At 66.6% G+C, this 22,394-nt stretch carries 22 protein-coding genes and 1 tRNA gene; 16 read left to right on the top strand and 7 right to left on the bottom strand.

From position 1 onward, the window contains the following. Positions 1-39: 39 nt before the first annotated feature. Together EEB18_RS04405 and infC are read left to right on the top strand one after the other, a co-directional pair. Positions 40-1,176: a penicillin-binding protein activator gene (locus tag EEB18_RS04405; RefSeq protein WP_156377837.1), complete on the top strand. Its 1,137-nt coding sequence runs from the start codon at positions 40-42 to the stop codon at positions 1,174-1,176. A 194-nt stretch (positions 1,177-1,370) separates the two neighbouring features. Beyond that, positions 1,371-1,892: a translation initiation factor IF-3 gene (gene infC / locus EEB18_RS04400; RefSeq protein WP_056349184.1), complete on the top strand. Its 522-nt coding sequence runs from the start codon at positions 1,371-1,373 to the stop codon at positions 1,890-1,892. A gap of 12 nt (positions 1,893-1,904) precedes the next feature. On the opposite strand, the gene EEB18_RS04395 is transcribed toward infC, so the two are convergent. Beyond that, positions 1,905-2,603, bottom strand: coding sequence for an NRDE family protein (locus EEB18_RS04395; protein WP_187142271.1), 699 nt, complete (start codon positions 2,601-2,603; stop codon positions 1,905-1,907). A gap of 139 nt (positions 2,604-2,742) precedes the next feature. Here EEB18_RS04395 and EEB18_RS04390 point away from each other — a divergent pair, with 139 nt between their 5' ends. Beyond that, the gene (locus EEB18_RS04390) at positions 2,743-3,186 is read left to right on the top strand and encodes a hypothetical protein (protein ID WP_187142272.1); all 444 of its coding nucleotides are present in this window, start codon (positions 2,743-2,745) and stop codon (positions 3,184-3,186) included. Between the two features lie 63 nt (positions 3,187-3,249). Here the strand turns inward: EEB18_RS04390 and EEB18_RS04385 are convergent, their stop codons facing one another. The 3 genes from EEB18_RS04385 to uvrB all read right to left on the bottom strand — a co-directional run bounded on the left by EEB18_RS04385 (position 3,250) and on the right by uvrB (position 8,017). Beyond that, positions 3,250-4,755, bottom strand: coding sequence for a S10 family peptidase (locus EEB18_RS04385; RefSeq protein ID WP_187142273.1), 1,506 nt, complete (start codon positions 4,753-4,755; stop codon positions 3,250-3,252). A gap of 99 nt (positions 4,756-4,854) precedes the next feature. After that, complete coding sequence (locus EEB18_RS04380; RefSeq protein WP_187142274.1) at positions 4,855-5,823, bottom strand: Gfo/Idh/MocA family protein; 969 nt, start codon at positions 5,821-5,823, stop codon at positions 4,855-4,857. A gap of 7 nt (positions 5,824-5,830) precedes the next feature. Then, the gene (gene uvrB, locus EEB18_RS04375; RefSeq protein WP_187669073.1) at positions 5,831-8,017 is read right to left on the bottom strand and encodes an excinuclease ABC subunit UvrB; all 2,187 of its coding nucleotides are present in this window, start codon (positions 8,015-8,017) and stop codon (positions 5,831-5,833) included. A gap of 105 nt (positions 8,018-8,122) precedes the next feature. On the opposite strand from uvrB, the gene EEB18_RS04370 reads away from it, so the two are divergent. From EEB18_RS04370 to EEB18_RS04315, 12 genes are all read left to right on the top strand, one after another. Further along, positions 8,123-9,085 carry a TonB family protein gene (locus EEB18_RS04370; protein WP_187142353.1) on the top strand — a complete coding sequence of 321 codons (963 nt, stop codon included), beginning with the start codon at positions 8,123-8,125 and terminating at the stop codon, positions 9,083-9,085. Positions 9,086-9,159: 74 nt separating this feature from the next. Beyond that, the gene (locus EEB18_RS04365) at positions 9,160-9,717 is read left to right on the top strand and encodes a DUF3617 domain-containing protein (RefSeq protein WP_187142352.1); all 558 of its coding nucleotides are present in this window, start codon (positions 9,160-9,162) and stop codon (positions 9,715-9,717) included. Positions 9,718-9,730: 13 nt separating this feature from the next. Further along, positions 9,731-10,132 (top strand): VOC family protein, encoded by a 402-nt coding sequence (locus tag EEB18_RS04360; RefSeq protein ID WP_056349214.1) that lies wholly within the window; start codon positions 9,731-9,733, stop codon positions 10,130-10,132. Beyond that, complete coding sequence (locus tag EEB18_RS04355; protein WP_187142351.1) at positions 10,105-10,722, top strand: hypothetical protein; 618 nt, start codon at positions 10,105-10,107, stop codon at positions 10,720-10,722. Before EEB18_RS04360 ends, EEB18_RS04355 begins: the two co-directional genes overlap by 28 nt. Positions 10,723-11,206: 484 nt before the next feature. After that, entirely contained in the window at positions 11,207-13,015 is a 1,809-nt protein-coding gene (locus EEB18_RS04350) for a tetratricopeptide repeat protein (protein ID WP_187142350.1), read from the top strand. 31 nt (positions 13,016-13,046) lie between these two features. Then, a complete protein-coding gene (locus EEB18_RS04345; protein ID WP_187142349.1) occupies positions 13,047-14,249 on the top strand; it encodes a serine hydrolase domain-containing protein in 1,203 nt (400 codons plus the stop codon). Positions 14,250-14,293: 44 nt separating this feature from the next. Then, positions 14,294-14,530, top strand: coding sequence for an acyl carrier protein (locus tag EEB18_RS04340; RefSeq protein WP_003039428.1), 237 nt, complete (start codon positions 14,294-14,296; stop codon positions 14,528-14,530). Positions 14,531-14,711: 181 nt separating this feature from the next. Continuing rightward, positions 14,712-15,971 (top strand): beta-ketoacyl-ACP synthase II, encoded by a 1,260-nt coding sequence (fabF, locus tag EEB18_RS04335; RefSeq protein WP_056349227.1) that lies wholly within the window; start codon positions 14,712-14,714, stop codon positions 15,969-15,971. 321 nt (positions 15,972-16,292) lie between these two features. Continuing rightward, a complete protein-coding gene (gene mltG, locus EEB18_RS04330) occupies positions 16,293-17,210 on the top strand; it encodes an endolytic transglycosylase MltG (protein WP_187142356.1) in 918 nt (305 codons plus the stop codon). Between the two features lie 30 nt (positions 17,211-17,240). Further along, a complete protein-coding gene (locus tag EEB18_RS04325) occupies positions 17,241-17,999 on the top strand; it encodes an alpha/beta fold hydrolase (RefSeq protein ID WP_187142348.1) in 759 nt (252 codons plus the stop codon). A 219-nt stretch (positions 18,000-18,218) separates the two neighbouring features. Then, positions 18,219-18,698: a 2'-5' RNA ligase family protein gene (locus EEB18_RS04320; RefSeq protein ID WP_187142355.1), complete on the top strand. Its 480-nt coding sequence runs from the start codon at positions 18,219-18,221 to the stop codon at positions 18,696-18,698. A gap of 87 nt (positions 18,699-18,785) precedes the next feature. Next, positions 18,786-18,862 (top strand) — tRNA-Met (locus tag EEB18_RS04315). Positions 18,863-18,878: 16 nt separating this feature from the next. On the opposite strand, the gene EEB18_RS04310 is transcribed toward EEB18_RS04315, so the two are convergent. The 3 genes from EEB18_RS04310 to EEB18_RS04300 are packed head-to-tail and all read right to left on the bottom strand — an operon-like array spanning position 18,879 to position 21,444. Next, a complete protein-coding gene (locus EEB18_RS04310; RefSeq protein WP_262408119.1) occupies positions 18,879-20,204 on the bottom strand; it encodes a DNA alkylation repair protein in 1,326 nt (441 codons plus the stop codon). A 52-nt stretch (positions 20,205-20,256) separates the two neighbouring features. Further along, positions 20,257-20,772: a sigma-70 family RNA polymerase sigma factor gene (locus EEB18_RS04305; protein WP_187142347.1), complete on the bottom strand. Its 516-nt coding sequence runs from the start codon at positions 20,770-20,772 to the stop codon at positions 20,257-20,259. A gap of 3 nt (positions 20,773-20,775) precedes the next feature. After that, the gene (locus EEB18_RS04300; RefSeq protein WP_262408118.1) at positions 20,776-21,444 is read right to left on the bottom strand and encodes a M23 family metallopeptidase; all 669 of its coding nucleotides are present in this window, start codon (positions 21,442-21,444) and stop codon (positions 20,776-20,778) included. A gap of 140 nt (positions 21,445-21,584) precedes the next feature. Here EEB18_RS04300 and EEB18_RS04295 point away from each other — a divergent pair, with 140 nt between their 5' ends. Beyond that, entirely contained in the window at positions 21,585-22,394 is an 810-nt protein-coding gene (locus EEB18_RS04295) for an aldolase/citrate lyase family protein (protein WP_187139334.1), read from the top strand.

The raw sequence follows: 22,394 nt of genomic DNA, 5'->3' as shown, positions 1-22,394 counted from the left end.
GCTGCCGAGCGCCAAAATAATGCGTCGCCGCGGCGGCAAATGCTGCGCATGGCGGCGGTGATGGCGATGGCGGGGCTGCTCGCGGCGTGCCAGGTCGTGCCCAAGGGCAATGGTCCGACGACGGTGGTGACGCCCGATCGTCCGCCCGAGGCGATCGAACCCGGACTGCCGACCGATACCGACCGTCACCGCGTCGCGCTGCTGGTGCCGCAGACCGGACCCAATGCCGATGTCGGCATGGCGATCGCCAATGCGACGACGCTGGCGCTGCTCGACACCAAGACCGAACGCGTCCGCATCACCACCTATGACACCGCGCTCGGCGCGGCGGCGGCGGCGCAGCAGGCGGTCGCCGACGGCAACAAGCTGATCCTCGGCCCGTTGCTGACCGAGGATGTCGCGGCGGTGGCGCCGGTCGCCCGCGCCGCGAAGGTGCCGGTATTGAGCTTTTCGAACGACAGCGGCGTCGCCGGCAATGGCGTCTTCATCATGGGCTTCGTCCCCGGCCAGTCGGTCGAGCGCGTCGTCGCCTATGCGCGCGGCAAGGGCCATGTCCGCTTCGGTGCGCTGGTACCGAAAAATGTCTATGGCGACCGGTCGGCGGCGGCATTCCGCGCCGCGGTGGCCGAAGCGGGCGGCACGCTGGTCGCGGTCGAAAGCTATGATCGCAGCGCCACCGCGCTGACCGGTGCGGCGCGGCGGCTCGCCAATGGCGGCGCGATGGATGCGGTGCTGATCGCCGATTCGGGCGGCAATGCGATCCGCGCGGTGCCGATCATCAAGGGCACCGGCGGCAAGCAGATCCTGGGGACCGAGCTGTGGAACACCGATTCGTCGCTCGGCACTAACGCTGCGATGCGCGGGTCGTGGTTCGCCAGCGTGTCGGACGGGCTCTATGGCCAGCTCGCGGGCAAATATCGCACCCGGTTCGGCAAGGCGCCCTATCGTCTCGCCAGCCTGGGCTATGACTCGGTCCTGCTGACGGTGCGGATTTCGCGCGACTGGAAACCGGGGACGAATTTCCCGGTGAACCAGCTGCTCGCGGCCGATGGTTTCGGCGGGATCGACGGCATTTTCCGCTTCAACAACCGCGGCATCGCGATCCGCGCGCTCGAGGTCAGCGAAGTCGGGGCGGGCGGTTTTCGCGTGATCGAACCCGCGCCGACGAAGTGGTGAGCGGGGTTCGCGCCTCTCCGAGCGTGGCATAGTCGCCACAGTCGGGCGAAAAGCGGCACCCATTTACCACGGGCAGCCTTTACGACGGCTGCGCGTTCCCTATATGAGCGGTGCGCGCGATCGCGTCGATTCCGCGCGCCTATTATTCACGACCAGGAGATACAGCTATACCACCGCCCACAATTCGCCGCCCGATGGCGCCTATGCCGCCCAAGAACGGCCCGCGATACAATGAATTCATCGCCTCGCCCAAGGTCCGCGTGATCGACGAGGAAGGCGAAAATCTGGGCGTCATGCTGACTGCTGAAGCGATCGAACAGGCGGCCTCGGTGGGCCTCGACCTGGTCGAAGTATCCCCCAACGCCGATCCGCCGGTGTGCAAGTTCCTCGACGTGGGCAAGTATAAATACGAAGCCCAGAAAAAGGCGAACCTCGCTCGCAAGAGCCAGAAGACGCAGGAAATCAAAGAGATCAAGATGCGTCCGAACATCGACGATCATGATTTCGACGTGAAGATGCGCAAGGTGTTCGACTTCCTCGAGGAAGGCGACAAGGTCAAGATGACCATGCGGTTCCGCGGCCGCGAAATGAGCCACACCCAGCTCGGCCTCAACGTGCTCCAGCGCGTCGCCGAACTGACCTCGGAAATCGCGAAGGTCGAGGCGCATCCGCGCACCGAAGGCCGCCAGATGCTGATGGTGATCGCGCCGAAATAAGCGCGCGGGCGTTCAGCCGATCGAAAAATTGCGGGCGGTCGTTCCAATGGGACGGCCGCCCGCTTCGTATCGGCGCTCGGTCATCTGCACGCTACCGTCGGCGGCGATCAGGACGAGCGTCGAGGCGCGGGTGCCGTAGAGGTCGCCGCGCAGGAACAGCGCTGGATCGTCCTCCTCCATCAGCGTGTCGAGCAGCGATGCCGGATCGGTGCGCGCTTCGACCACCGCCGCCAGCGCGGCGCGCAGCCGTTCGGCGCGCGGGCAGGGCTGGTCGACGGGTTCGTTGGCGAGCGCGTGGACGCCGGGCGCGAGCGGCATGATCAGCGGCACCGGGCGATTGGTCAGCAGCCGCGCCTCGCCGCCGCCAACGGCAAACAGATTGAAGGCGTTGAACCGCGGCAGATCGTCCGCTTCGGGATCGGCGAAGCGGCCATCGCCGCGCAGCATGTCGGTGACGAGCGCGCCGCGCGATTCCTTCGCGGGGTCGGGCATCGCGCCGCGCACATTGGTGACGACGACGGTGCGGCCGCTCGGCTGGTGGACGCCGAGCCAGGTGCCGCCGGCCTGCAGGTCGCGGCCGGCGACGATGCCGTTGCCGTCGTTCCATGCGGCGAGCGGCGCGGCGGGGCGGGCGTGAAACTCGTCGCGGTTGCCGATCAGGATCAGCGGCCAGTCGGGATGGATTTGGTGGGCGAGGGCGACGACACACATGGCGATGCCTATCGGGTGCCGCGCCGCATTTGCCAAGCCTGTTCGCGGATTCCGCTGTATTGCGGCGCTATATCACTACATTGCTGGCGGGGGCGAAGCATGATAGTTTCATCGGCGTTTCTGGAGGGGGAGACCGATTATGACACAAGCTGGCAAAACGCCCTGGCACCTGTGGGTCGTCGCGGGGGCTTCGTTCCTGTGGCACCTGATCCCGGTGTCCGACTATGTCGGGTTCAAGACCAAGGCGGCCTGGTATCTGGAAGGCGCGCAGTTGAAGCCCGAACAGATCGCCTGGATCGACGCCTATCCGATCTGGGCCGACATAGGCTGGGCGCTCGGCGTCTGGGGCGCGATGGCGGGCACCTTGCTGTTGCTGGCGCGCAGCCGCCACGCGGTGACCGCCTTTCTGGTCTCGCTGGTCGGCCTCGGGTTGATGAGCGTCTATCAGGTCGGGCTCAAGTCGGCCGAATATCAGGCGCTGTTCGGTGCCGGCGTGCTGGGGTTCCTCGCGGTGATCTGGGTCGTCGCGATCGCGCTGTTTTTCTATGCCCGCGCGATGGCGGCAAAGGGCGTGCTGCGCTGATCTTTTGCCTCCCCCTCCCGCAGGCGGGAGGGGGAGGAGGGGTCGGTTGCCGTGATGCCGCGCTCACCGCGTCCGGATGAACGCCCGCACATCCTCGGACAATTTGTGGCGATCCTCGTCGCGGATATACATCATGTGGCCTGCGCCATAATAAGTGTAGTGGATGCGGTCCTGCGGGATGCCGGTGCGCGACAGCGCATATTCGGCGGCGAAGAACGGCGTCGCGAAATCATAATAGCCCTGCGCGACCAGCACCTTCAGCCCTGAATTCTCACGCAACGCCTGTCCGATATAGGGCGCGACGTTGAGGTAGGCGTTGGTGTCGCGGCCGCCGATGCGCCAGTCCCATTGCCCGCCGATGCTGCCGATCGATTGGTACTCGCGGTCGGTCTTGAAGCCGAGGCCGTCGCGCGCCCAGCTGTTGATCGCGGCCGTATAAGAGGCGTCGATGCCATAGAAGCTGGGGTCGTTGTCGGGGCCTTCGCCGGCATTGTCATAATCCTTGCCGGTGTAGCGGCTGTCGAGGCGGCCGACGGTCAGGCCACGGTCGCGCAGCAATTCCTTGTAGAAGCGCTGCGGGGTGACGCGCAGGTCGGCCTGTTCGAGATAGGTCTCGCTGAGTCCGGTGAAGCGCGCGAGGTCGCGGCGGATCGCGGCGCGTTCCTCGCCCTGGAGCTTCTGGCCCTTGAGCAGCGCCGATGCATAGGGGCCGATCGCCCATTGCCGCGCTTCCTCGACGAAGCCCTCGACCGACGAGGCCTGCGCCTTGCCATGATAGAGCGCGGTCGCGGCCATCGAGGGCAGGTTGGTGATCGGCGACAGCTCGTTGCCCGGGGTGTCGGCCCCCGCTGCGAAATCGAGCACGGTCGAGATCAGGATGATGCCGTTGAGCGCGACATCATTGTAGGTGTCGTTCATCAACTCGTTGGCGACCGCCGCCGAGCGGGTGGTGCCATAGCTTTCGCCGCCGAGATATTTGGGGCTGTTCCAGCGGCCATTGTCGTTGAGCCACAGCCGGATGACCGAGGCGACGAGCTTGGCGTCCTGCGTGACCCCGTAATAATCCTTCGGATCGGCCTTGCCGATCAGGTGCGAAAAGCCGGTGCCCGGCGGGTCGATGAACACGACGTCGGTGACGTCGAGCAAGGCGTCGGGATTGTCGACGATCGGATAGGGCGGGGCGCCGTCGTCGACCCCGGTGCCGGGGATGGCGACGCGCTTGGGACCAAAGGCGCCCATCATCAGCCAGACGGTGCCCGATCCCGGGCCGCCGTTGAACAGGAAGGTGATCGGGCGGTTGGGGTCGCGCGGCTCCTTGATATAGGAGGTGGTGACGACCGCGACTTCGGGCACGCCGTCCTTGGTCTTGATGATCGTCTCACCGATCGTCGCGGCGTAATTGATCCGCTGGCCGCCGAAGGTTCCGCTCAGTTTCGTTGTGCGAACCTGCGGGGTGATGTCGGTGGGCTTTTCTGCCTTGGCCTTGTCGGCGGGCGCGTCCTGCGCATGGACGATGGCAGGCGCGGCAAAGGCGAGCGCCAGGGCGATGAGCGACGGACCCGATTTCATGATTTTCTCCCCGGTTGAGGCGCGGACGCTAATCCGGGCACGGGGAGCGGGCAAGGGTGTCGGTCGGTGGCGGTGGGGCTTTGGTCGAAGCGGAGAGCCTCAGCGGCGCGACAGGATTCGGTCCATCACCCAAGCGGTATGCGCGGCGCTTTCGCCGGTCGAGGGATGCGGGCCGCGACCCGCGAGATGATCGCGCATCGCCTCGACGTGGAAATGCTGGATGACCGGTGGATGCTCGACGACCGTCTCGACGGCGGTGCCGTCGCGAACGAGCCGCTGGGGCGCGTCGTCGAAGATCGAAAACAGGATGCGGCCGCCGCTGCCAATGATCTCGACCCGGTCCTGCCGCTCCGCCGCGCCGAAATTCCAGCTTCCCGACCCCGTCACGCCCGCCCGGTGCAGCCAGCATCCGGTCACCGCATCGGCGGCGCTGTAGCGGCCCTGCTGGTTGACCGCGAAGCCCGCGACGTCGGCAACCTCGCCGAACAGCCAGCAGAACAGGTCGAGGCCGTGGCTCGCGAGGTCGTCGAAATAGCCGCCGGGCGCGACCGCCGCGTCGACGCGCCAGTTGGTCGCTTCGACATCGGCGGGGCTGGCAGGCTTGGTCAGCGTCCAGTGGACATGGCGCACGCATCCGATCGCACCCTCGTCGAGCCAAGCCTTGACCTGCCGGAAGCGGGGGAGCGTGCGACGGTAATAAGCGACGAAGAGCGGCAGGTCGCGCGCGGCGAAGGCGTCGCGGATACGGACGCAGGCAGCGTGGTCGGGTGCCATCGGCTTTTCGATGCAGCAGGGCTTGCCCGCGCGCGCGACGTCGAGCGCATAGGCTTCGTGGCTGTCGGGCGGGGTCGCGATATAGACGGCGTCGATATCGGAGGCGTTGATCAGCGCCTCGGCGCTATCGAAGACATGCGGTACGCCGTGACGGGCGGCATAGTCATCGGCCTTTGAGCGGGTGCGGCCATAGAGGCCGTGCAGGGCGAAACCCTCCACCTGCCGATAGGCGGGCGCGCTTTTGCGCTCGGTTACGTTGCCGCAACCGATCATGCCCCAGCGGATCACAGCCATCGGGTCGTCACCGGCCCCACTTGGTCTTGCTAGCCTTTCCGAACCGCCCCTTGCGCGTGCCCGGCTTGCCCTCGTTCGAGCGCCCGACGCGCGGCGCCACTTGCTGATCCGCCGGCAGGCCCAGCTCGTCGGCTTCGAGCCGGCGGATTTCGTCGCGGAGCTTGCCCGCCTGCTCGAATTCGAGGTCGGCGGCGGCGTCGCGCATCTGTTTTTCGAGGTCGGCGATGTGTGCGCGCAGATTGTGCCCGACCATATGCGCCGGCTTGTCGTCGCCGATGTCGATCGTCACCTGATCCTTCGACGCGACATGCGCGATGATGTCGCCGATGTTGCGCTTGATCGTCGTCGGGGTGATGCCGTGTTCGGCGTTGTACGCCTCCTGCTTTTCGCGGCGGCGGTCGGTTTCGCGCATCGCGCGTTCCATGCTGCCGGTGATGCGGTCGGCGTAGAGGATGACGCGGCCATCGACGTTGCGTGCGGCGCGGCCGATCGTCTGGACGAGGCTGGTTTCGCTGCGCAGGAAACCCTCCTTGTCGGCGTCGAGGATCGCGACGAGCCCGCATTCGGGGATGTCGAGCCCCTCGCGCAGCAGATTGATGCCGACGAGCACGTCGAACACCCCGAGCCGCAGGTCGCGGATGATTTCGATGCGTTCGAGCGTCTCGACGTCGCTGTGCATGTAGCGGACCTTCAGCCCCGCCTCGTGGAGAAATTCGGTGAGGTCCTCGGCCATGCGCTTGGTGAGTGTGGTGACGAGGGTGCGGTACCCCGCCGCCGCGGTCGCCTTCGCCTCCATGATCAGGTCGTCGACCTGTTCTTCTACCGGCTTGATGAAGACCGGCGGGTCGATGAGGCCGGTGGGGCGGATCACCTGCTCGGCGAAGACACCCTGGGTGCGGTCCATTTCCCAGGTACCCGGGGTCGCCGAGACGCTGACCGTCTGCGGACGCATCACGTCCCATTCGGCAAAACGCAGCGGGCGATTGTCGATGCACGAGGGCAGGCGGAAGCCATATTCGGCGAGCGTGATCTTGCGGCGGTGATCGCCTTTCGACATCGCGCCGATCTGCGGGATCGTCTGGTGGCTCTCGTCGACGAAGAGCAAAGCGTTGTCGGGGAGATATTCGAACAGGGTCGGCGGCGGCTCGCCGGGCAGGCGGCCGGTGAGGAAGCGGCTGTAATTCTCGATCCCCGCGCAACTGCCGGTCGCGGCGATCATCTCGAGGTCAAAATTGGTCCGCTGTTCGAGCCGTTGGGCCTCGAGCAACCGGCCCTCGACTTCGAGTTCCTTGAGGCGTTCGGTCAGCTCATGCTTGATCGCCTCCGACGCCTGCTTGAGCGTCGGGCCGGGGGTCACATAGTGGCTGTTCGCATAGATGCGGACATGGTTGAGGTTGGCGATCTTCTTGCCGGTCAGCGGGTCGAACTCGGTGATCTCCTCGATCTCGTCGCCGAAGAAGCTGACGCGCCAGGCCATGTCCTCATAATGCGAGGGGAAGATTTCGAGGCTGTCGCCGCGGACGCGGAAATTGCCACGCGCGAAGGCCTGGTCGTTGCGCTTATACTGGAGCGCGACGAGCTTGCGGATGATCTCGCGGTTGTCGACGACCTGACCTTTCTTGAGGTCGAAGATCATCGCCGAATAGGTCTCGACCGAGCCGATGCCATAGAGGCACGACACCGACGCGACGATGATCACATCGTCGCGTTCGAGCAGCGCACGCGTCGCCGAGTGGCGCATGCGGTCGATCGCCTCGTTCACGCTCGACTCTTTTTCGATGTAGGTGTCGGAGCGCGGCACATAGGCCTCGGGCTGGTAATAGTCGTAGTAGCTGACGAAATATTCGACCGCGTTGTTCGGGAAGAAGCTCTTGAATTCGCCGTATAATTGCGCCGCGAGAATCTTGTTCGGGGCGAGGATCAGCGCCGGGCGCTGTAGCGCCTCGATCATCTTGGCCATGGTGAAGGTCTTGCCCGAGCCGGTGACCCCGAGCAGCACCTGGTCGCGCTCGCCGGTCAGCGCGGTATCGACCAGTTCGCGGATCGCGGTCGGCTGGTCGCCCGCCGGCTCATATTCGCTGACCAGTTCGAACGCCCTGCCGCCCTCGACCTTGTCGGGGCGCGCGGGGCGGTGGGGGACGTAATCGGGGGCGGTATCGATTTCGTCGAGCGAGGTGCGAATCTGAATTGCCATCCCCGCCAATATGGAGGTTATAGGCGCCAATCCAAGGCCGAAAGGCGAGGGGGTCGGGCTTTCGAGGGGGATAGGGTGTCGCTGTCTGTTTTGCCGCTTATTTTCATGGCCATGACGCTGCAGGGCGATGCCACCGCACCAGCCGCGTCGCCCGCCGAAACGGTCGAAGTCGGAAAAAGTCCGGCGATGGTCGAGGCGCTCGCGAACCAGGCGCAGATGGCGCGGGGGCCGCGGCTGATCGGCGAATTCCAGCCGGCCTATAGCGACGAACAGCGTGCGGCGGGAATGCTGGGCCAGGGACGCATATCGATCATCGTGACCGCCGAGGGGAGTGTCAGCGAAGCGGCGATCCGGTACAGCAACGCACCGCCCGAACTCGACGCGTCGGCGCTGGCTGCGGCGCGCGGGCTGAAATTCACCCCGGCGGTCGACAAGGCGGGCAAGGCGATTGCGGTCCCCGCGCTGTTGCCCTTTTCGTTCGAAGCGGCGGGCGGTCATCCCATGTATGTGACGCGCGTCGAACCGGTGTTCAGCGATGCGGCACGCGCGGCGGGGGAACATGGCAAGGTGGTGATCGACGGCAAAATTGGTCCCGACGGGCGGATGATCGACGCGGTCGTATTCCAGAGCAGCCGGTCGGCCTCGCTGGACGCGGCGGCACTCGAAGCCGCCACCGCGTCGCGCTATCGCCCCTATCGCGATGGGGCGGGGCAGCCTTATGCGCTGCCGGTGCGGGTGCCCTTCAGCTTCGACAATTACCGCACGCCCGGGCCCGGCGGCGGCATATTGCGCTATCGCTGCGACCAGTTCGCGCGCGACGAAAGCTGGTGGGCCGCCAATTGGCCGGCGAGCGAGAAGAATGAATTCTATTCGATGATGCTGGGCATCAGCGCGCTGTCGCAGGGCATGCTGACGCAGGTTTCGCAGTTCAAGGAAAAGAAGGCGGCGTTCGACATGCGCTTTGCCGCGGCCCGGCTCGAATGTGCGGCCCGGCCCGACAAGCTTTTCGTCGACGTCATGAAGGTCGAAGGACCGATCGCGCGGCGGATGGCCGAGAAAGCGAAATAGCGCCGCGATATTGGCATTGCCAAGCCGGACGATATGGGGAGGATGATCGCATCATGATTTCGAAGGACAGGGGAATGGCCATGACAAGAGGCATGGTTCTGGCGTTCGCCGGCAGCCTCGTCCTCGCGGCGTGCGGCGACAAGGGGGCGGCCGAACAGGCGCCGCCCGAAAAGCCCCGGCCCGGCAGCTGGACGCAAAAGATCGAGGTTCTCGAACTGAGCGGCGAAGGTGCTCCGGCGAATGCCAGGGAAGAGTTGAACGCGATGTTCGCCGAACTGGGCAACGCAACGCTGTGCATCACGCCCGAACTGGCCGAGCGGATGGATATTGCGAAGCGTGTCGCGGATCTGGCTTCGCAAGGTGGCGATTGTCGCTTTGGACGGCGGATTTCGAGCGGCAAGAATGTCGATTTTTCCGCGACATGCGAAGGGCCGGGCGGATCGATGACGATTGCGGGCAAGGGAATAAGCGGCACGACCGCGCAGGATGTGACGGCGACGATCACCGGGCTCAAACCCGATGGTTCGGTCAAGGGCAAGATGGTCTGGCATGTGACCGGCGAACGCAAGGGTGAGTGCGGGCCGGATGATATCGTCATCCCGGTCCCCGAAGCGCCGGTCGCGAAAATCTGAAGGGAGACGAGTCATGCTGGGTTATGTGACCATGGGCGCCAGCGATCTGGACCGGGCGCGGGAATTTTATTCCGCGCTGCTCGGGACGATCGGCGCCAGCGAGTTGATGCGCATGTCGGATACGGAGGCCAACGGTTTCACGCTGTACGGCACCGGCTGGGGCCAGCCGGGGATCGCGGTGACGCGGCCCTATGACGGCCAGCCCGCAGATCGCGGCAACGGCCATATGGCGGCGCTGGTCGTTGACGAGCGTGCCAAGGTCGATGCGCTGCACGCCAGGGCGCTCGAACTCGGCGGGACGTGCGAAGGGGCGCCGGGGGTGCGCGGCGACGAAGGCGAGCAGGCCTTTTACGCCGCCTATTTCCGCGACCTCGACGGCAACAAGCTTTGCGCCTTTCGGATCGGCCCGGCCTGAGCGCCGCGGTCTGGCTCGACCGGCGGTGGACGCCGCTCCTCATCGGACTGGCGGCTGGGCTGGTCGCGGTCGGCGCGGCGTTGCTCGCCGGCAAGGGGGCGCCGCAGGAGGCGCTGCTCGCGGCGCGCTGGACCGCCCGTGCCGCCGCGCCGGTCTTTCTCGTCGCCTATCTCGCGTCGACCCTGTGGCGGTTGTGGCCGGGGGCGATCACCGCCGCGCTGTTAAGGCGCCGCCGCCAATGGGGGCTGGGGTTCGCGCTGGCGCATACGATCCATCTCGCCGCGCTGCTGGTGAACATCATCGCCTTTCGCCCGCGGCCGGTCGCGACGCTGGTCGGCGGCGGGCTGGCCTATGCGATGATCTATCTGATGGCGCTGACCTCGAACGACGCGTCGCAGCGGCTGCTCGGGCGCGGCTGGAGCTGGCTCCATCGCATCGGCATCCATTATATCTGGCTGATCTTTTTCATCAGCTATGCGAGCCGGGCGATCCACGCCGACCCCGCCTATCATGTCGAGGGGCGGATATTGGCGCCGCTCTTTCTTGTCGCGCTCGCGCTGCGGCTTTATGCACAGCGCAGGCGACGATGATGCGCCGGCAAGGGCGCGCGCACATGATTTTCGGTTGTGGAAGGATGAATGGACTTGCCGGGCGGGAAAACAGGTGGGGCTATTCGCCCGCCCGGCGAAGTCTCTGTGTATGAGGCGGGCGAACCATGTGACCGGCGCCAGGGACCAGCTCGCACCTGCCGATTCACCAACCTCAATTCGTCAAGCCAGACCAAGGCCCGGACCAGACAGCGACGTCATGAAGACAACGTCGCCACAATCATGCAATGCCCGAAATGGGACAAGTTGGCGAGTTACATCGGGTCACGTAGCGGGTTGTCGCAATCCATTAAGGAATTTTTAACCTTGTTTGGGCTTTTTCCGCACACACTTTGCCGCCGCGCAATATTATGTTATGGAACTCGCGTTCGTTGTTACCGTTACAAAGAAGTAACAACGGCTGGTCGCGCCCCGTTATTGGCGTATCTACCACGCCGCAGCTCGCTTGTGGGCATTTGGGGGTAGTATGGACCGCACGAAGGCGAGCGTTGACCAGAGCAGCGATGATGCCGAGCGGATCGTCGCCGACGAACTGGCGCGCCTGCTAGAATCGCCGATGTTCGTGCGCTCGCCGGTGCTCACCCGCCTGCTCCAATATCTGGCCGACCACAGGCTGCAGGGCAATCGCACCGCGCCCAAGGCCTATGCGATCGCGACCGAGGCGCTGGGACGCAGTGCCGATTTCGATCCCGCGGTCGACAGCTATCCGCGCGTGATGGTTGGCCGGCTGCGCAACCTGCTCGACCGTTATTATGCCGAGACGCCGTGGCTGCACCGCTTGCGCGTGCCGCAGGGCAGCTATGAGATCGTCGTCCAGCATCGCGCCGCGCCGCCGAGTTCGCGGAGCGCCGACGCGCCCGACGCGCCGCACGATGAGCAGGGGCCAGCCGGCGCGGCGGTCCCGGAAGCCGCGGGCGGGAGCGCCGTACCCGCCAGGCCGGCGCAGGCCGCCGCATCGCGGCCGCGCGGTATCTGGCTGTGGCTGGGTTTTGTGGTGGCGCTGGCGTTCGCGGCCGCGGCCGGATGGTGGTTCGCCCGTTCCGACGGGCATTTGCTCGGCGCCGATTTCGTCGCGATGCCGACGATCGAGGTGAGCAGTCCGGCGGCGGGCGACACCGGGCCGTCGCGGGCGATGGCGCGCGGGCTCGACAGCAAGCTGCGCGACGGGCTGCGGCGTTTCGAACTGGTGCAATTGCTGTCGTCGCGCGGTCCCGGCGCCGCGGCGCGGCAGACCCCCGCCGACTATCGCCTCGATGCCTCGATCGTCCGCGCGCTCGAGGGCGGTGCGGTCGACGTGACGCTGGTGCTCAACCGCGTTGCCGACGAGCGCGCGATCTGGTCGCAGCAGATCCGGCTGGGGCAGGACGATATTCCCGAATTTCGCGGGCTCGAGCCGGCGATCGCGCAGATGGCGGGCGATTATGGGATCATCGTGCGCGACCAGTTGCAGCGCGAGCCGAACAATTATGCGCCGGGCTTCCCGTGCCTCGCGCAGTTCAACCGGTTGCGGCAGATGCGCACTCCGGTGGCGGCGCAGCGGGTCGACCGTTGCCTGCGCGCCACGATCGTCGACCTGCCGGGCGATCCGGTGCCGCTTGGCGCGCTGTCGTTGCTGCGTTTCGGCGATTGGCAACCGCTGCGCGCGACCCCCAAGGGTAAGCAAGCCTTTGCGGAGGCGCAGGATTTCGCCCGGCGCGCCTATACGGCCGCGCCGAACAGCGCGGCCGGAATTTTTGCGATGGCGCGCGCCCATTTTTATGTCGGTCAATGCCAGCGCGGGGTGGCGATGGGCAACGCCGCGGTCGAGCTCAATCCCTATGACCCCGATCTTGCGGGGTTCATGGGGCTGTTCAAGACATCGTGCGGGCTGACGGCGGACGGCGAGGCGTTGCTGACGCGTTCGGTGATGCTCGACGATTCGCACGCCGGGGTTCCCGCGGTGACGCTCGCCTTCCTACGCTCGCAGCGCGGCGAGCAGCCCGAGGCGCTGGCGCTGCTCGACCGGATGCCCTCGCCGAGCAATATGGAACCGCAATATCTGATGGTGCGGTCGGTCGTGCTGGCGCGGATGGGCAAGGTCGACGAAGCGCGGATATTGTGGCGCCGGCTGCTCGACTATACCGGCCAGCCGGCCGCCGCGCCGCCCGAAATGGTGCTGCGCCAGTTCATGATCACCCCCGCGGTGATCGCGCGCGCGTCGATCGCGCTGCGCGAATCGGGTGTCGTCGGGCCGGGATCGGCGGCGGCGCCCGCCGCAGCCAGGGCGACCAATTGACAGTGGGTTCGCGGGCGAACAGGATCGCCCGATGCTGACCGCGATCGCCGCCCTGACCCTCGCGACCGCGCCGGTTCCGCCCGCCGCGGTCGCGGTCGCGTTCGACCGCGAGGGCCGCATCGAAACGCGGGTCGTCGAAGGCGCGGCGGATCGCGACGCCGGGCGGCTGCTGACCGCCGACGATCCGGTACGGATCGCGTCCATTTCCAAACTGGTCGTCGCACTCGGGGTGATGCGGCTCGTCGAGGCCGGGACGCTCGATCTCGACCGCGACGTGTCCGACTATCTCGGCTGGCGGCTGCGCGCGCCGAGTCATCCCGATGCGCCGGTGACGCTGGCGCAATTGCTCGGCCACCGCGCCGGGCTGACCGACAATATCGACTATGCGCTGCCGCTCGGCACCGATCTGGAAAGGGTTCTGCAAAATCCCGCGGCGTGGGACATCGCCCGACCGCCGGGGGGCGATTTCGCTTATGCCAATCTGAACTATCCGGTAGTCGCCGCGGTGATCGAGGCGGCGACCGGCGAACGGTTCGACCGGGCGATGGCACGGCTGGTCCTCGAGCCGCTCAAGCTCGACGCCTGTTTCAACTGGACGACGTGCGGCGACGGCGCGATGGCGCGCGCGGTGGTGCTGTACGGCGCCGACGGCAGCGTTCAGCGCGACGACCTGAAAGGGCGCCTGCCCGCCTGTCCGGCCGTGCCCGCCGCCGACGGCAGCTGCGATCTGGCCACCTATCGTCTCGGCCGTCATGGTGCCGGGTTCAGCCCGCAGGGCGGTTTGCGTATTTCGGCGAACGGGCTGGCGCGGATCGGCGTGATGTTTCTTCGCCGCGGTGGCGGCTTTCTGAAGCCCCAAAGCCTGGCCCGGCTGGAGGCGATGGCCCCGGTGCATCCGACGAGCGGCGAGGGGACCGGCGGCTTTTTCTGCGAATTTGGCCTTGCGATGCATAGCAATGGCGGCCCGGCGCTTGCCGATCCGGCGTGCCGCGACGATTTGTTCGGCGACGGCCGCCTGCGCCTTGGTCATTCGGGCGATGCCTATGGTTTGCGGTCGGGATTGTGGTTCGACCTTGAACGCGGGCAAGGCATCGCCTATTTCGTCACCCAGGTGCCGGAGGGGCAGAAAGGGAAGCGGTCGGCCTATAGCGCCGCAGAGGAGGCATTGGTCGACAAAGCACGCGCCGGGCACCCCGACGCCAGCCCTCTTGCCAGCCCCGCTGGCGCACACTAGGGCAAATTTCAACATTCACGGCTTAGTCAGAAAAGGAATAGCGCATGAGCGATTCGGCCGAAAAGGTTAAGAAGATCGTCGTCGAACATCTGGGCGTCGAAGCCGACAAGGTCACCGAGGAAGCGAGCTTCATCGACGACCTGGGCGCAGACAGCCTCGACATCGTCGAACTGGTGATGGCGTTCGAAGAAGAATTCGGTGTCGAAATCCCCGACGACGCGGCGGAAAAGATCGCCACCGTCAAGGATGCGATCGACTATATCGAAGCGAACAAGGGCTAACGCCCTGCGGTCCGGCCTGGCCGGACGCGGCGGCGACGCCGCCCACGCGTTTCCGGCTTCCCGGTCCCGAGCGCTCGCGCGCAGAGACCGGGAAGCTTTTTTTATGCGCCCGCTTTCCCTAAAAGGGCGCCGATGATGCTGCCGGGTCCCGGGCGAACGGGGACCGACGAAAGGAATGACTATGCGCCGGGTTGTGGTGACGGGATTGGGTTTGGTGACGCCGCTGGGCGCCGATGTGGAAACCACATGGGCCAATCTGCTCGCCGGCAAATCGGGCGCGGGCCAGATCACCCATTTCGACGCGTCCGACCAGAAATGCACCATCGCGTGCGAGGTCAAGGGGCCCGACCATGAATATGGTTTCGACCCCGGCAAGCGCGTCGACCACAAGGTACAGCGCCAGGTCGACCCCTTCATCATCTTCGGCATCGACGCGGCGGGCCAGGCGATCGAGGACGCCGGCCTCGAGGATATGACCGACGAGCAAAAGCTGCGCGCTGGCTGCTCGATCGGGTCGGGCATCGGCGGCCTGCCGGGGATCGAGAGCGAAAGCCTGTTGCTCGCCGAAAAGGGACCGGGCCGCGTTTCGCCGCACTTCGTCCACGGCCGCCTGATCAACCTGATCTCGGGCCAGGTCAGCATCAAATACGGGCTGATGGGTCCCAACCATGCCGTCGTCACCGCCTGTTCGACCGGCGCGCATTCGATCGGCGACGCGGCGCGGATGATCCGCGACGACGATGCCGACATCATGCTCGCGGGCGGCGCCGAGGCGACGATCTGCCCGATCGGCATCGCCGGCTTCGCACAGGCGCGCGCGCTCAACATGAGCAGCAACGACGCGCCTGAAAAGGCCAGCCGTCCCTATGACAAGGACCGCGACGGCTTCGTCATGGGCGAGGGCGCGGGCGTGGTGGTGCTCGAGGAATATGAGCATGCCAAGGCACGCGGCGCCAAGATCTATGCCGAGGTCGTCGGTTACGGCCTGTCGGGCGACGCCTATCATGTCACCGCGCCGCACCCCGAGGGCTTCGGTGCCTATCGCTCGATGGAAATGGCGCTGAAGAAGGCAGGCATGACCCCCGGCGATATCGACTATGTCAACGCGCATGGCACCTCGACGATGGCCGACACGATCGAGCTCGGCGCGGTCAAGAAATTGTTCGGCAACGAGATCGCCAATGTGTCGATGAGCTCGACCAAATCGGCGATCGGCCATCTGCTCGGCGGCGCCGGCGCGGTCGAGACGATCTTCTGCATCCTCGCGATCCGCGACCAGATCGTCCCCCCGACGCTGAACCTCGACAATCCCGACGAGGGCACCGACGGCGTCGACCTGGTGCCGTGGAAGGCCAAGAAGCGCGTCGTGAAGGCGGCGCTCAACAACAGCTTCGGTTTCGGCGGCACCAACGCCAGCCTGATCGTCAAGGCGGTAGACTAACATCCGATCCTCCCTGTCGCGCAGCGATGGGGAGGGGGACCGTTCGCGAAGCGAATGGTGGAGGGGCCGGCAACGTCGCGCCATCGCCCCTCCGTCAGCGCTTCGCGCTGCCACCTCCCCATCGCGGCGCGACAGGGAGGATTAAAAGCCTTTCCTACATTATCCCACCATGCTTTACCCTTTGGCACGACCCGCCGGGCAACCGGCGTTAAAGCCACAAAGGGCACAATCGGGTGCGGTGCATGCGGGGCTTTTGTGGCTTTAGGCAGAGCCATCTGACCGACGGGAGAATGAGAAGTGCATCCGTTCCGCTGGCTGACGATGGCGATCCTCGCCCTCCTGCTCGCCGCTTGCTCGGACGGGGCGCCGAAGGATGCCGAGGTCGTCATTCCGCAAGGCGCGAGCATCGCGAAGGCGGGCGAGATCCTCGAAGAAGCGGGGTTGGTCTCCGCGTCGAGCTTTCGCAACGAGGCGCGCTTCTTCGGCGGCGACGCGCCGATCAAGCCCGGCGAATACAGGATCGAAAAGGGGATGGACGCGGGCGACATCCTCGCGCTGTTCCAGTCGGGCAAGACGATCCAGCGCCTTGTGATGATTCCTGAAGGCATGCCCTCGATCATGGTCTGGGACCGGCTGATGGCCGAAAAACGGCTGAAGGGCGAAATTCCGGTGCCCGCCGAGGGTAGCATCCTGCCCGACAGCTATGCCTTCACCACCGGCGAAAGCCGCGCCGCCGTCGTCAAGCGGATGCAGACGGCGATGGACAGGGCCTTCGAGGATTTGTGGAAAAAGCGGTCCCCGCGCACCGCGGTCAAGGACCGCAACGAGGCGATGACGCTGGCCTCGATCGTCGAGAAGGAAACCGGCGTCGCCGCCGAGCGCCGCACCGTCGCGGGGGTTTATACCAATCGCCTCGGTGTCGGCATGCGGCTGCAGGCCGACCCGACGATCATCTATCCGATCACCAGGGGCAAGCCGCTCGGCCGCCGCATCCTCCGCTCCGAAATCCAGGCGGTGAACGGCTATAACACTTATGCGATGGCGGGCCTGCCGCAGGGTCCGATCGCCAACCCCGGCAAGGCGTCGATCGCCGCGGTGCTCGATCCCGAGGCGAACGACTATCTGTTCTTCGTCGCCAAGGGCGACGGCGGCCATATCTTCGCGCGGACGCTGTCGGAGCATAATGCCAATGTGCAGAAATGGTACGCGCTGCGCCGGGAGCGCGGAGAGATCGAATAGGTCGCATCGGCGGCGGCGAGGGGAGACGGTATGACGGCAAAGCTTTTCCTCCACGGCGTTCCCGACAGCCCGGCGATCTGGCGACCCCTGCTCGCCGAACTCGACCTTGGCGAGACGCCCGTCGCGGTGCCCGCGCTCCCCGGCTTCACCGCGCCGCTGCCCGCGGGCTTTCCGGCGACCAAGGAAGCTTATACCGACTGGGCGGTGGGGCAGGCCGAGGCGTTGTTCGCGGCGCATGGTCCGATCGACATCATCGGCCACGACTGGGGCGCGCTGATCGCGCAGCGGGTGGCGATGCTGCGGCCCGACCTGCTGCGCAGCTGGGCGGTGTCGAACGCGGTGATTGACCCTGACTATCGCGGGCACCGGCTGGCGCGGATCTGGAACACGCCGATCCTCGGCGAATTGTTCATGGCCTTGAGCAAGCCCGCGAAGCTCGCCCAGGGACTCGCGGCGGCGGGGATGCCCGCCGACATCGCGGCGGAGGAGGCGGCGCAATGGGCGAACAAGGACAAGCGCCGCGCGATCCTGAAACTTTATCGTTCGGCGAAGGGGCTGAGCTTCGCGCACGACTGGGCGCTCGATATTCCGAAGCTGCCGACGGCGGGCGCTCTCGTCTGGGGCGCGGGCGATCCCTATGTCGAATTGTCGGTGGCGCAGCGCTTTGCGGCGACCACCGGCACCCCGCTCACGGTGATCGACGGGGCAGGGCATTGGGCGATCGCCGAGCGCCCGGTCGAGGTCGCCGCGGCGCTGAAGGCGTTCTGGAGCGGGCTAAGCACCGGATAATATTATGTCATCGCTTTGTACGATTATTGTGACGAACAAAATCGATTGGAAGTTTGCGGGCCGGCGAACCACATGCGCGGCGATCCCGAACGGGTGTCCCATGGACGATGGCCATCCCCCTCCTCCCTGCCGCGCCCAATTCCGTTCGTGATCGGCGATCCGGCCACCCCCCCTCCCGGCCGGATCGCTGGTGCCGCGCCCATCATCGTGACCGCGACGATGGGTGCGGCCGACCAGCGCTTTTTCGATGCGCTGCGGCAGGCCCATTTCCCGCCCGCGCGCAATGTCCTCAGCGCGCACCTCACCTTGTTCCACCAACTGCCGCCGTCGTGCCTTGCCGAACTCGACCGACTGCTCAAGGCGATCGTCGCCGACGGGCCGCCGCCCGCGACGGTGAGCGACATATTTTCGCTCGGTGGCGGGGTCGCCTATCGCGTCGACAGCCCCGAACTGCTCGCGATCCGCGAATATATCGCCGACTGGTTCGCCGGATCGCTGTCGGCGCAGGATCGCGGCATCCCGCGGCTCCACATCACGGTCCAGAACAAGGTCGAGTCCGCGCAGGCGAGGGCGCTGCTCGCCGAATTGCGGCGCGATTTCCATCCGCGTCCGCTGTCGATCGTGGGACTGGCCGCGCATCATTATCGCGGCGGTCCTTGGGAAACCGCGGTCACGCGCAATTTTCGCGGCAGGCGCTGACGAGGTCAGCGAGCATATTGACCGGGGCGCACCGCCTATCTATAGGCGCGGCTCGCCCGCCCGATCTTGGGTGCGGCGGCCTTTCGGGGCGGAGTAGCTCAGCTGGTTAGAGCACCGGAATCATAATCCGGGTGTCGGGGGTTCAAGTCCCTCCTCCGCTACCAAATCTTCCCATATCGATCAGGCAGGGCCGGGACGGTCCCTACGTCCTTCGATCTCGAACGCGCTCGTCGCCATCGTCCGGCCGTTGACGATCAGGTCGACCGCGTGGCGGCCCGGATGATGGCGCCGCGTGCTGAAATCGCGGATCGTCTGGCGGATCGCCAGCGCTGCGGTTTCGCCGGCGGCGAGGTCGAAGCTCTTCCATTTGAACACCTTCGCCGCGGTCTTGCCGCCGGCGCGGGCATAGTGGATGCGATAGTCGACGACGAGCGACTGCGCGTCGGTCGCATCGGACGCGAGGGTGGCCGCGATGGCGATCTGGTCGCCGAGGCGGATGGTCGCGGGTTCGACGGCAAAGCGCTGTACGGTGACCGCGGCGCCATGGCCGACCCCGATCAGCGCCAGCGCGCGCGGGTCGCCCGCCTTGATCAGCGTGCGCAGCGCGTGGCGGACGATCCACTTTGTGGCGGCATCGGCCTGCGACCAGCCGCCGAGGCGATCGAGCAGCCAGTCCGGGCGGTCCTTGGCGATGTCGTTGAGATGGTTGGCGACCGATTTGCGCACATAGAGCGCGGGGTCGGCTTTCAGCGCTTCGAGAATCGGGGCGCCGAGCGTCGGATCGGCCTTCAACGCCGGAACGCGTGCCGCCCAGGGCAGGCGCGGGCGGCAGCCTTCGCTGGCGAGGCGGCGGACATGCTCGTTTTCGTGATCCGTCCATCGCAGCATCATAGCGAGGGTGCGATCGGGAGCTTGGGCGAGGAACGGCCGGACCGCGAATTCGGCGGTGCCATGGCGGGTGAGGTCGGCGAGCGCCGCCATCGATGCCTCGAAATCGCCGAGGCCGTGGCGCGCGACATATTCGGTGACCGCAACCGCCTGGAAACCGTGGGTCAGGCGCGGCGCCATCGTGCGGACGATCGGCAGCGCGGCCGGGTAGTCGGCGGGCAGGGCGACGGCGAGCGCGTCGGCGATATGGCGCACCCGTTCCATGATCGACAGCGCGTCGAGACCGTCCGAGGCGGCGGCGAGAAACGCCTCGCGATCGAAACGCGGCGAGGCGGCGCGGCCGGCATCGGCGATGGTCGTCAGCGCCTGGACCCCCAGAATATCCTTCAGCAGGGCGGGGGTGCTCGGCTCGCTCATTCGTTCGGCGCGGATTTTTTTGCCGGCCAGCGCCGTGCTCGCCCATGTTTCGCCGTCGACCGCGGCGTCATAGGCGGCGAGGTGCGCGGGATCGGCTTCCAGCCACGCGGTCAGCGCCTCCCAATCGCCGAAGGCGGGGTCGCCGACGCGGATCGCCCAGCGGCGGGCGATCTCGTTCAGCTCGGATGGATGCGTCGGCATTCCCCACTTCCCTGTTTCGACGGGATTTTACCCCATGACGAAGCCGGGTGACCTATTCCGCATCGAAGCGCGCCTTCAATTCCGCAATCGCCCGATAGGCCTTTTGCAGGTCCTTTTCGACCGAACTCAGGCTGATCCCCCATTCGGCGGCGATATCGGCCTGTCCGGCGCCGTCAAGCCGATAACGGCGGAAAATGCGTTCGGCGCGCGGGCCGAGCGCGGCGAGCGTGGCCTCGATCGCCGTCAGCTGCTCGCGCGCGATCAGCGCCCGCTCGCCCGCCGGCCGGTCGTGCGGCGCGTCGGACAGGCCGTGCCATTCGGACTGGCGCCGGTCGCGGCTGATCGCGGCGCGGCGCATGTCGCGCATCAGATTTTCGGCGGCGCGGAACAGGTAGGACAGCGGGTCGTCGACGGCGCGGTCGGGCAGCACGGCGACCTTCTGCCACAGGTCGTGAAACAGATCCTCGGCCTCGTCCCCGGCGCCGCGCGCGGCGAGGAAGCGGACCAGCCGGGGTCGTTCGCCGAGCAGCACCCGCTGCAGATCGTTGGCGGTGTCGCCCGCTTCCATCGTCTAGCGCGCTTCGGCCGGCGCGCGGCGGCGCGCGAAGTCGGAGATATGCGGCGCGGGGGGCGCGACCGGCGCATCGGGCATCGCGGCGCGCGGCGCGGGGGCGCTGCCGAACCAGCCGAGCGGATCGGTCGGGCGGCCGTTCATCCGGACCTCGAAATGCAGATGATTGCCGGTCGAGCGGCCGGTCGATCCCATTAGCGCGATCGCCTGTTCGCGCGATACCGTTTCGCCCGGCCGCACCAGGATCTGCGACAGATGCGCATAGCGTGTCTTGAGACCGCCGCCATGGTCGATCTCGACCATCTGGCCGTAACCCCCGGCGCGGCCCGCGAAGGCGATCGTTCCCGGCGCCGCGGCAAGGATCGGCGTCCCGGCGCGACCGGGCATATCAAGGCCCCGGTGGGCGCGGTGGCTGCCGTCGATCGGATCGACGCGGGTGCCGAAACCCGAGGAGAGGCGGGGCAGGCGGGCCGGGGCGGACGGTGCGCGCTGCTGGGGCGGCGGTGCGAGGACGGGCGCGGGCGGCGGCGCGGACCAGCCGGTCATGCGTTCGCGCACCGCGGTGCTGTCGCCCGACGGAAGCACCGCCTGTTCGGCTGCTGTCGCGCTTCCCGCGGCGCAAAGCAGCCACAAGGCGAGGGTTGGACGAAGAGCCGGGGGCACAGGCATTTCCTGTAATGACGGAACGGTGCGTGCCTAGCCTTGGATCGGCCAGCAGAAATATTTTTGTGCCGAAATCCTTACGGAATGCACCGCCTTCCTTCGTCTTCGGCTGTGTCACCAGCCTTTGCACCGAAGGGAGACGGAAAATGAATTCCACCGAAAAACGCATGCTCGACATGCTCAAAAAGGGCCGCGACCACCACGGTGTCGTCGCGGTCAAGGCCGAGTTCGAAGCCGAGGGCACGCGCCCCGACGAACTGCTGCGCCTGCTCGAACTGACCTGGCGCGCCGACCTGAAATTCGCGCTCAAGATCGGCGGCTGCGAGGCGGTCACCGACCTCCACGCTTCAAAGCTCTACGGTGCCGACTACATCATCGCGCCGATGGTCGAGACGCCCTATGCGCTCTCGAAATTCGTCGATGCCGCCGCCAAGGTCTATGGCGCCGATCGCGGCGACACGCGCATGTTGTTCAACCTCGAAACCGAAATCACGCTCGGCAATCTCGACGCGATGCTGCCGCTGGCGAGCGAGATCGATGGGATCGTGTTCGGCCGCGTCGATTTCACGCTGTCGCGGGGGATGCCGCGCGGTGCGATCAACGAGCGCGCGATCACCGATGCGGTGCTGCGCGTGGCGCACGCCTGCGCAGAGCATGACCTCGAACTCGTCGTCGGCGGTTCGGTCGCCGTCGAGGCCGCGGCGGCGCTGCGCGAAGTCCGCGCCGTCCGGCTCGACCGCTTCGAGACGCGAAAGATCGTGTTCGACGGCGCGGCGGTCGAGAGCGCCAGCTTCGACGCCGGGGTCGCCAACGCCGTCGCGTTCGAACTCGCCTGGCTGCAGAACAAGCGCGACTATTATGGCGCGATCGCCGCCGAGGACCTGCCGCGCATCCGCATGATGGAAGAGCGCAGCGCGGTCGCCAAGCGCGCGCATCTCGCCAGCGTCGCCGCCTGA

This window comes from Sphingopyxis sp. OPL5 (assembly GCF_003797775.2).
Taxonomy (GTDB): domain Bacteria; phylum Pseudomonadota; class Alphaproteobacteria; order Sphingomonadales; family Sphingomonadaceae; genus Sphingopyxis.
Note: the sequence above shows the minus strand (reverse complement) of the source record. Positions and strands in the feature narration are given on the sequence as shown.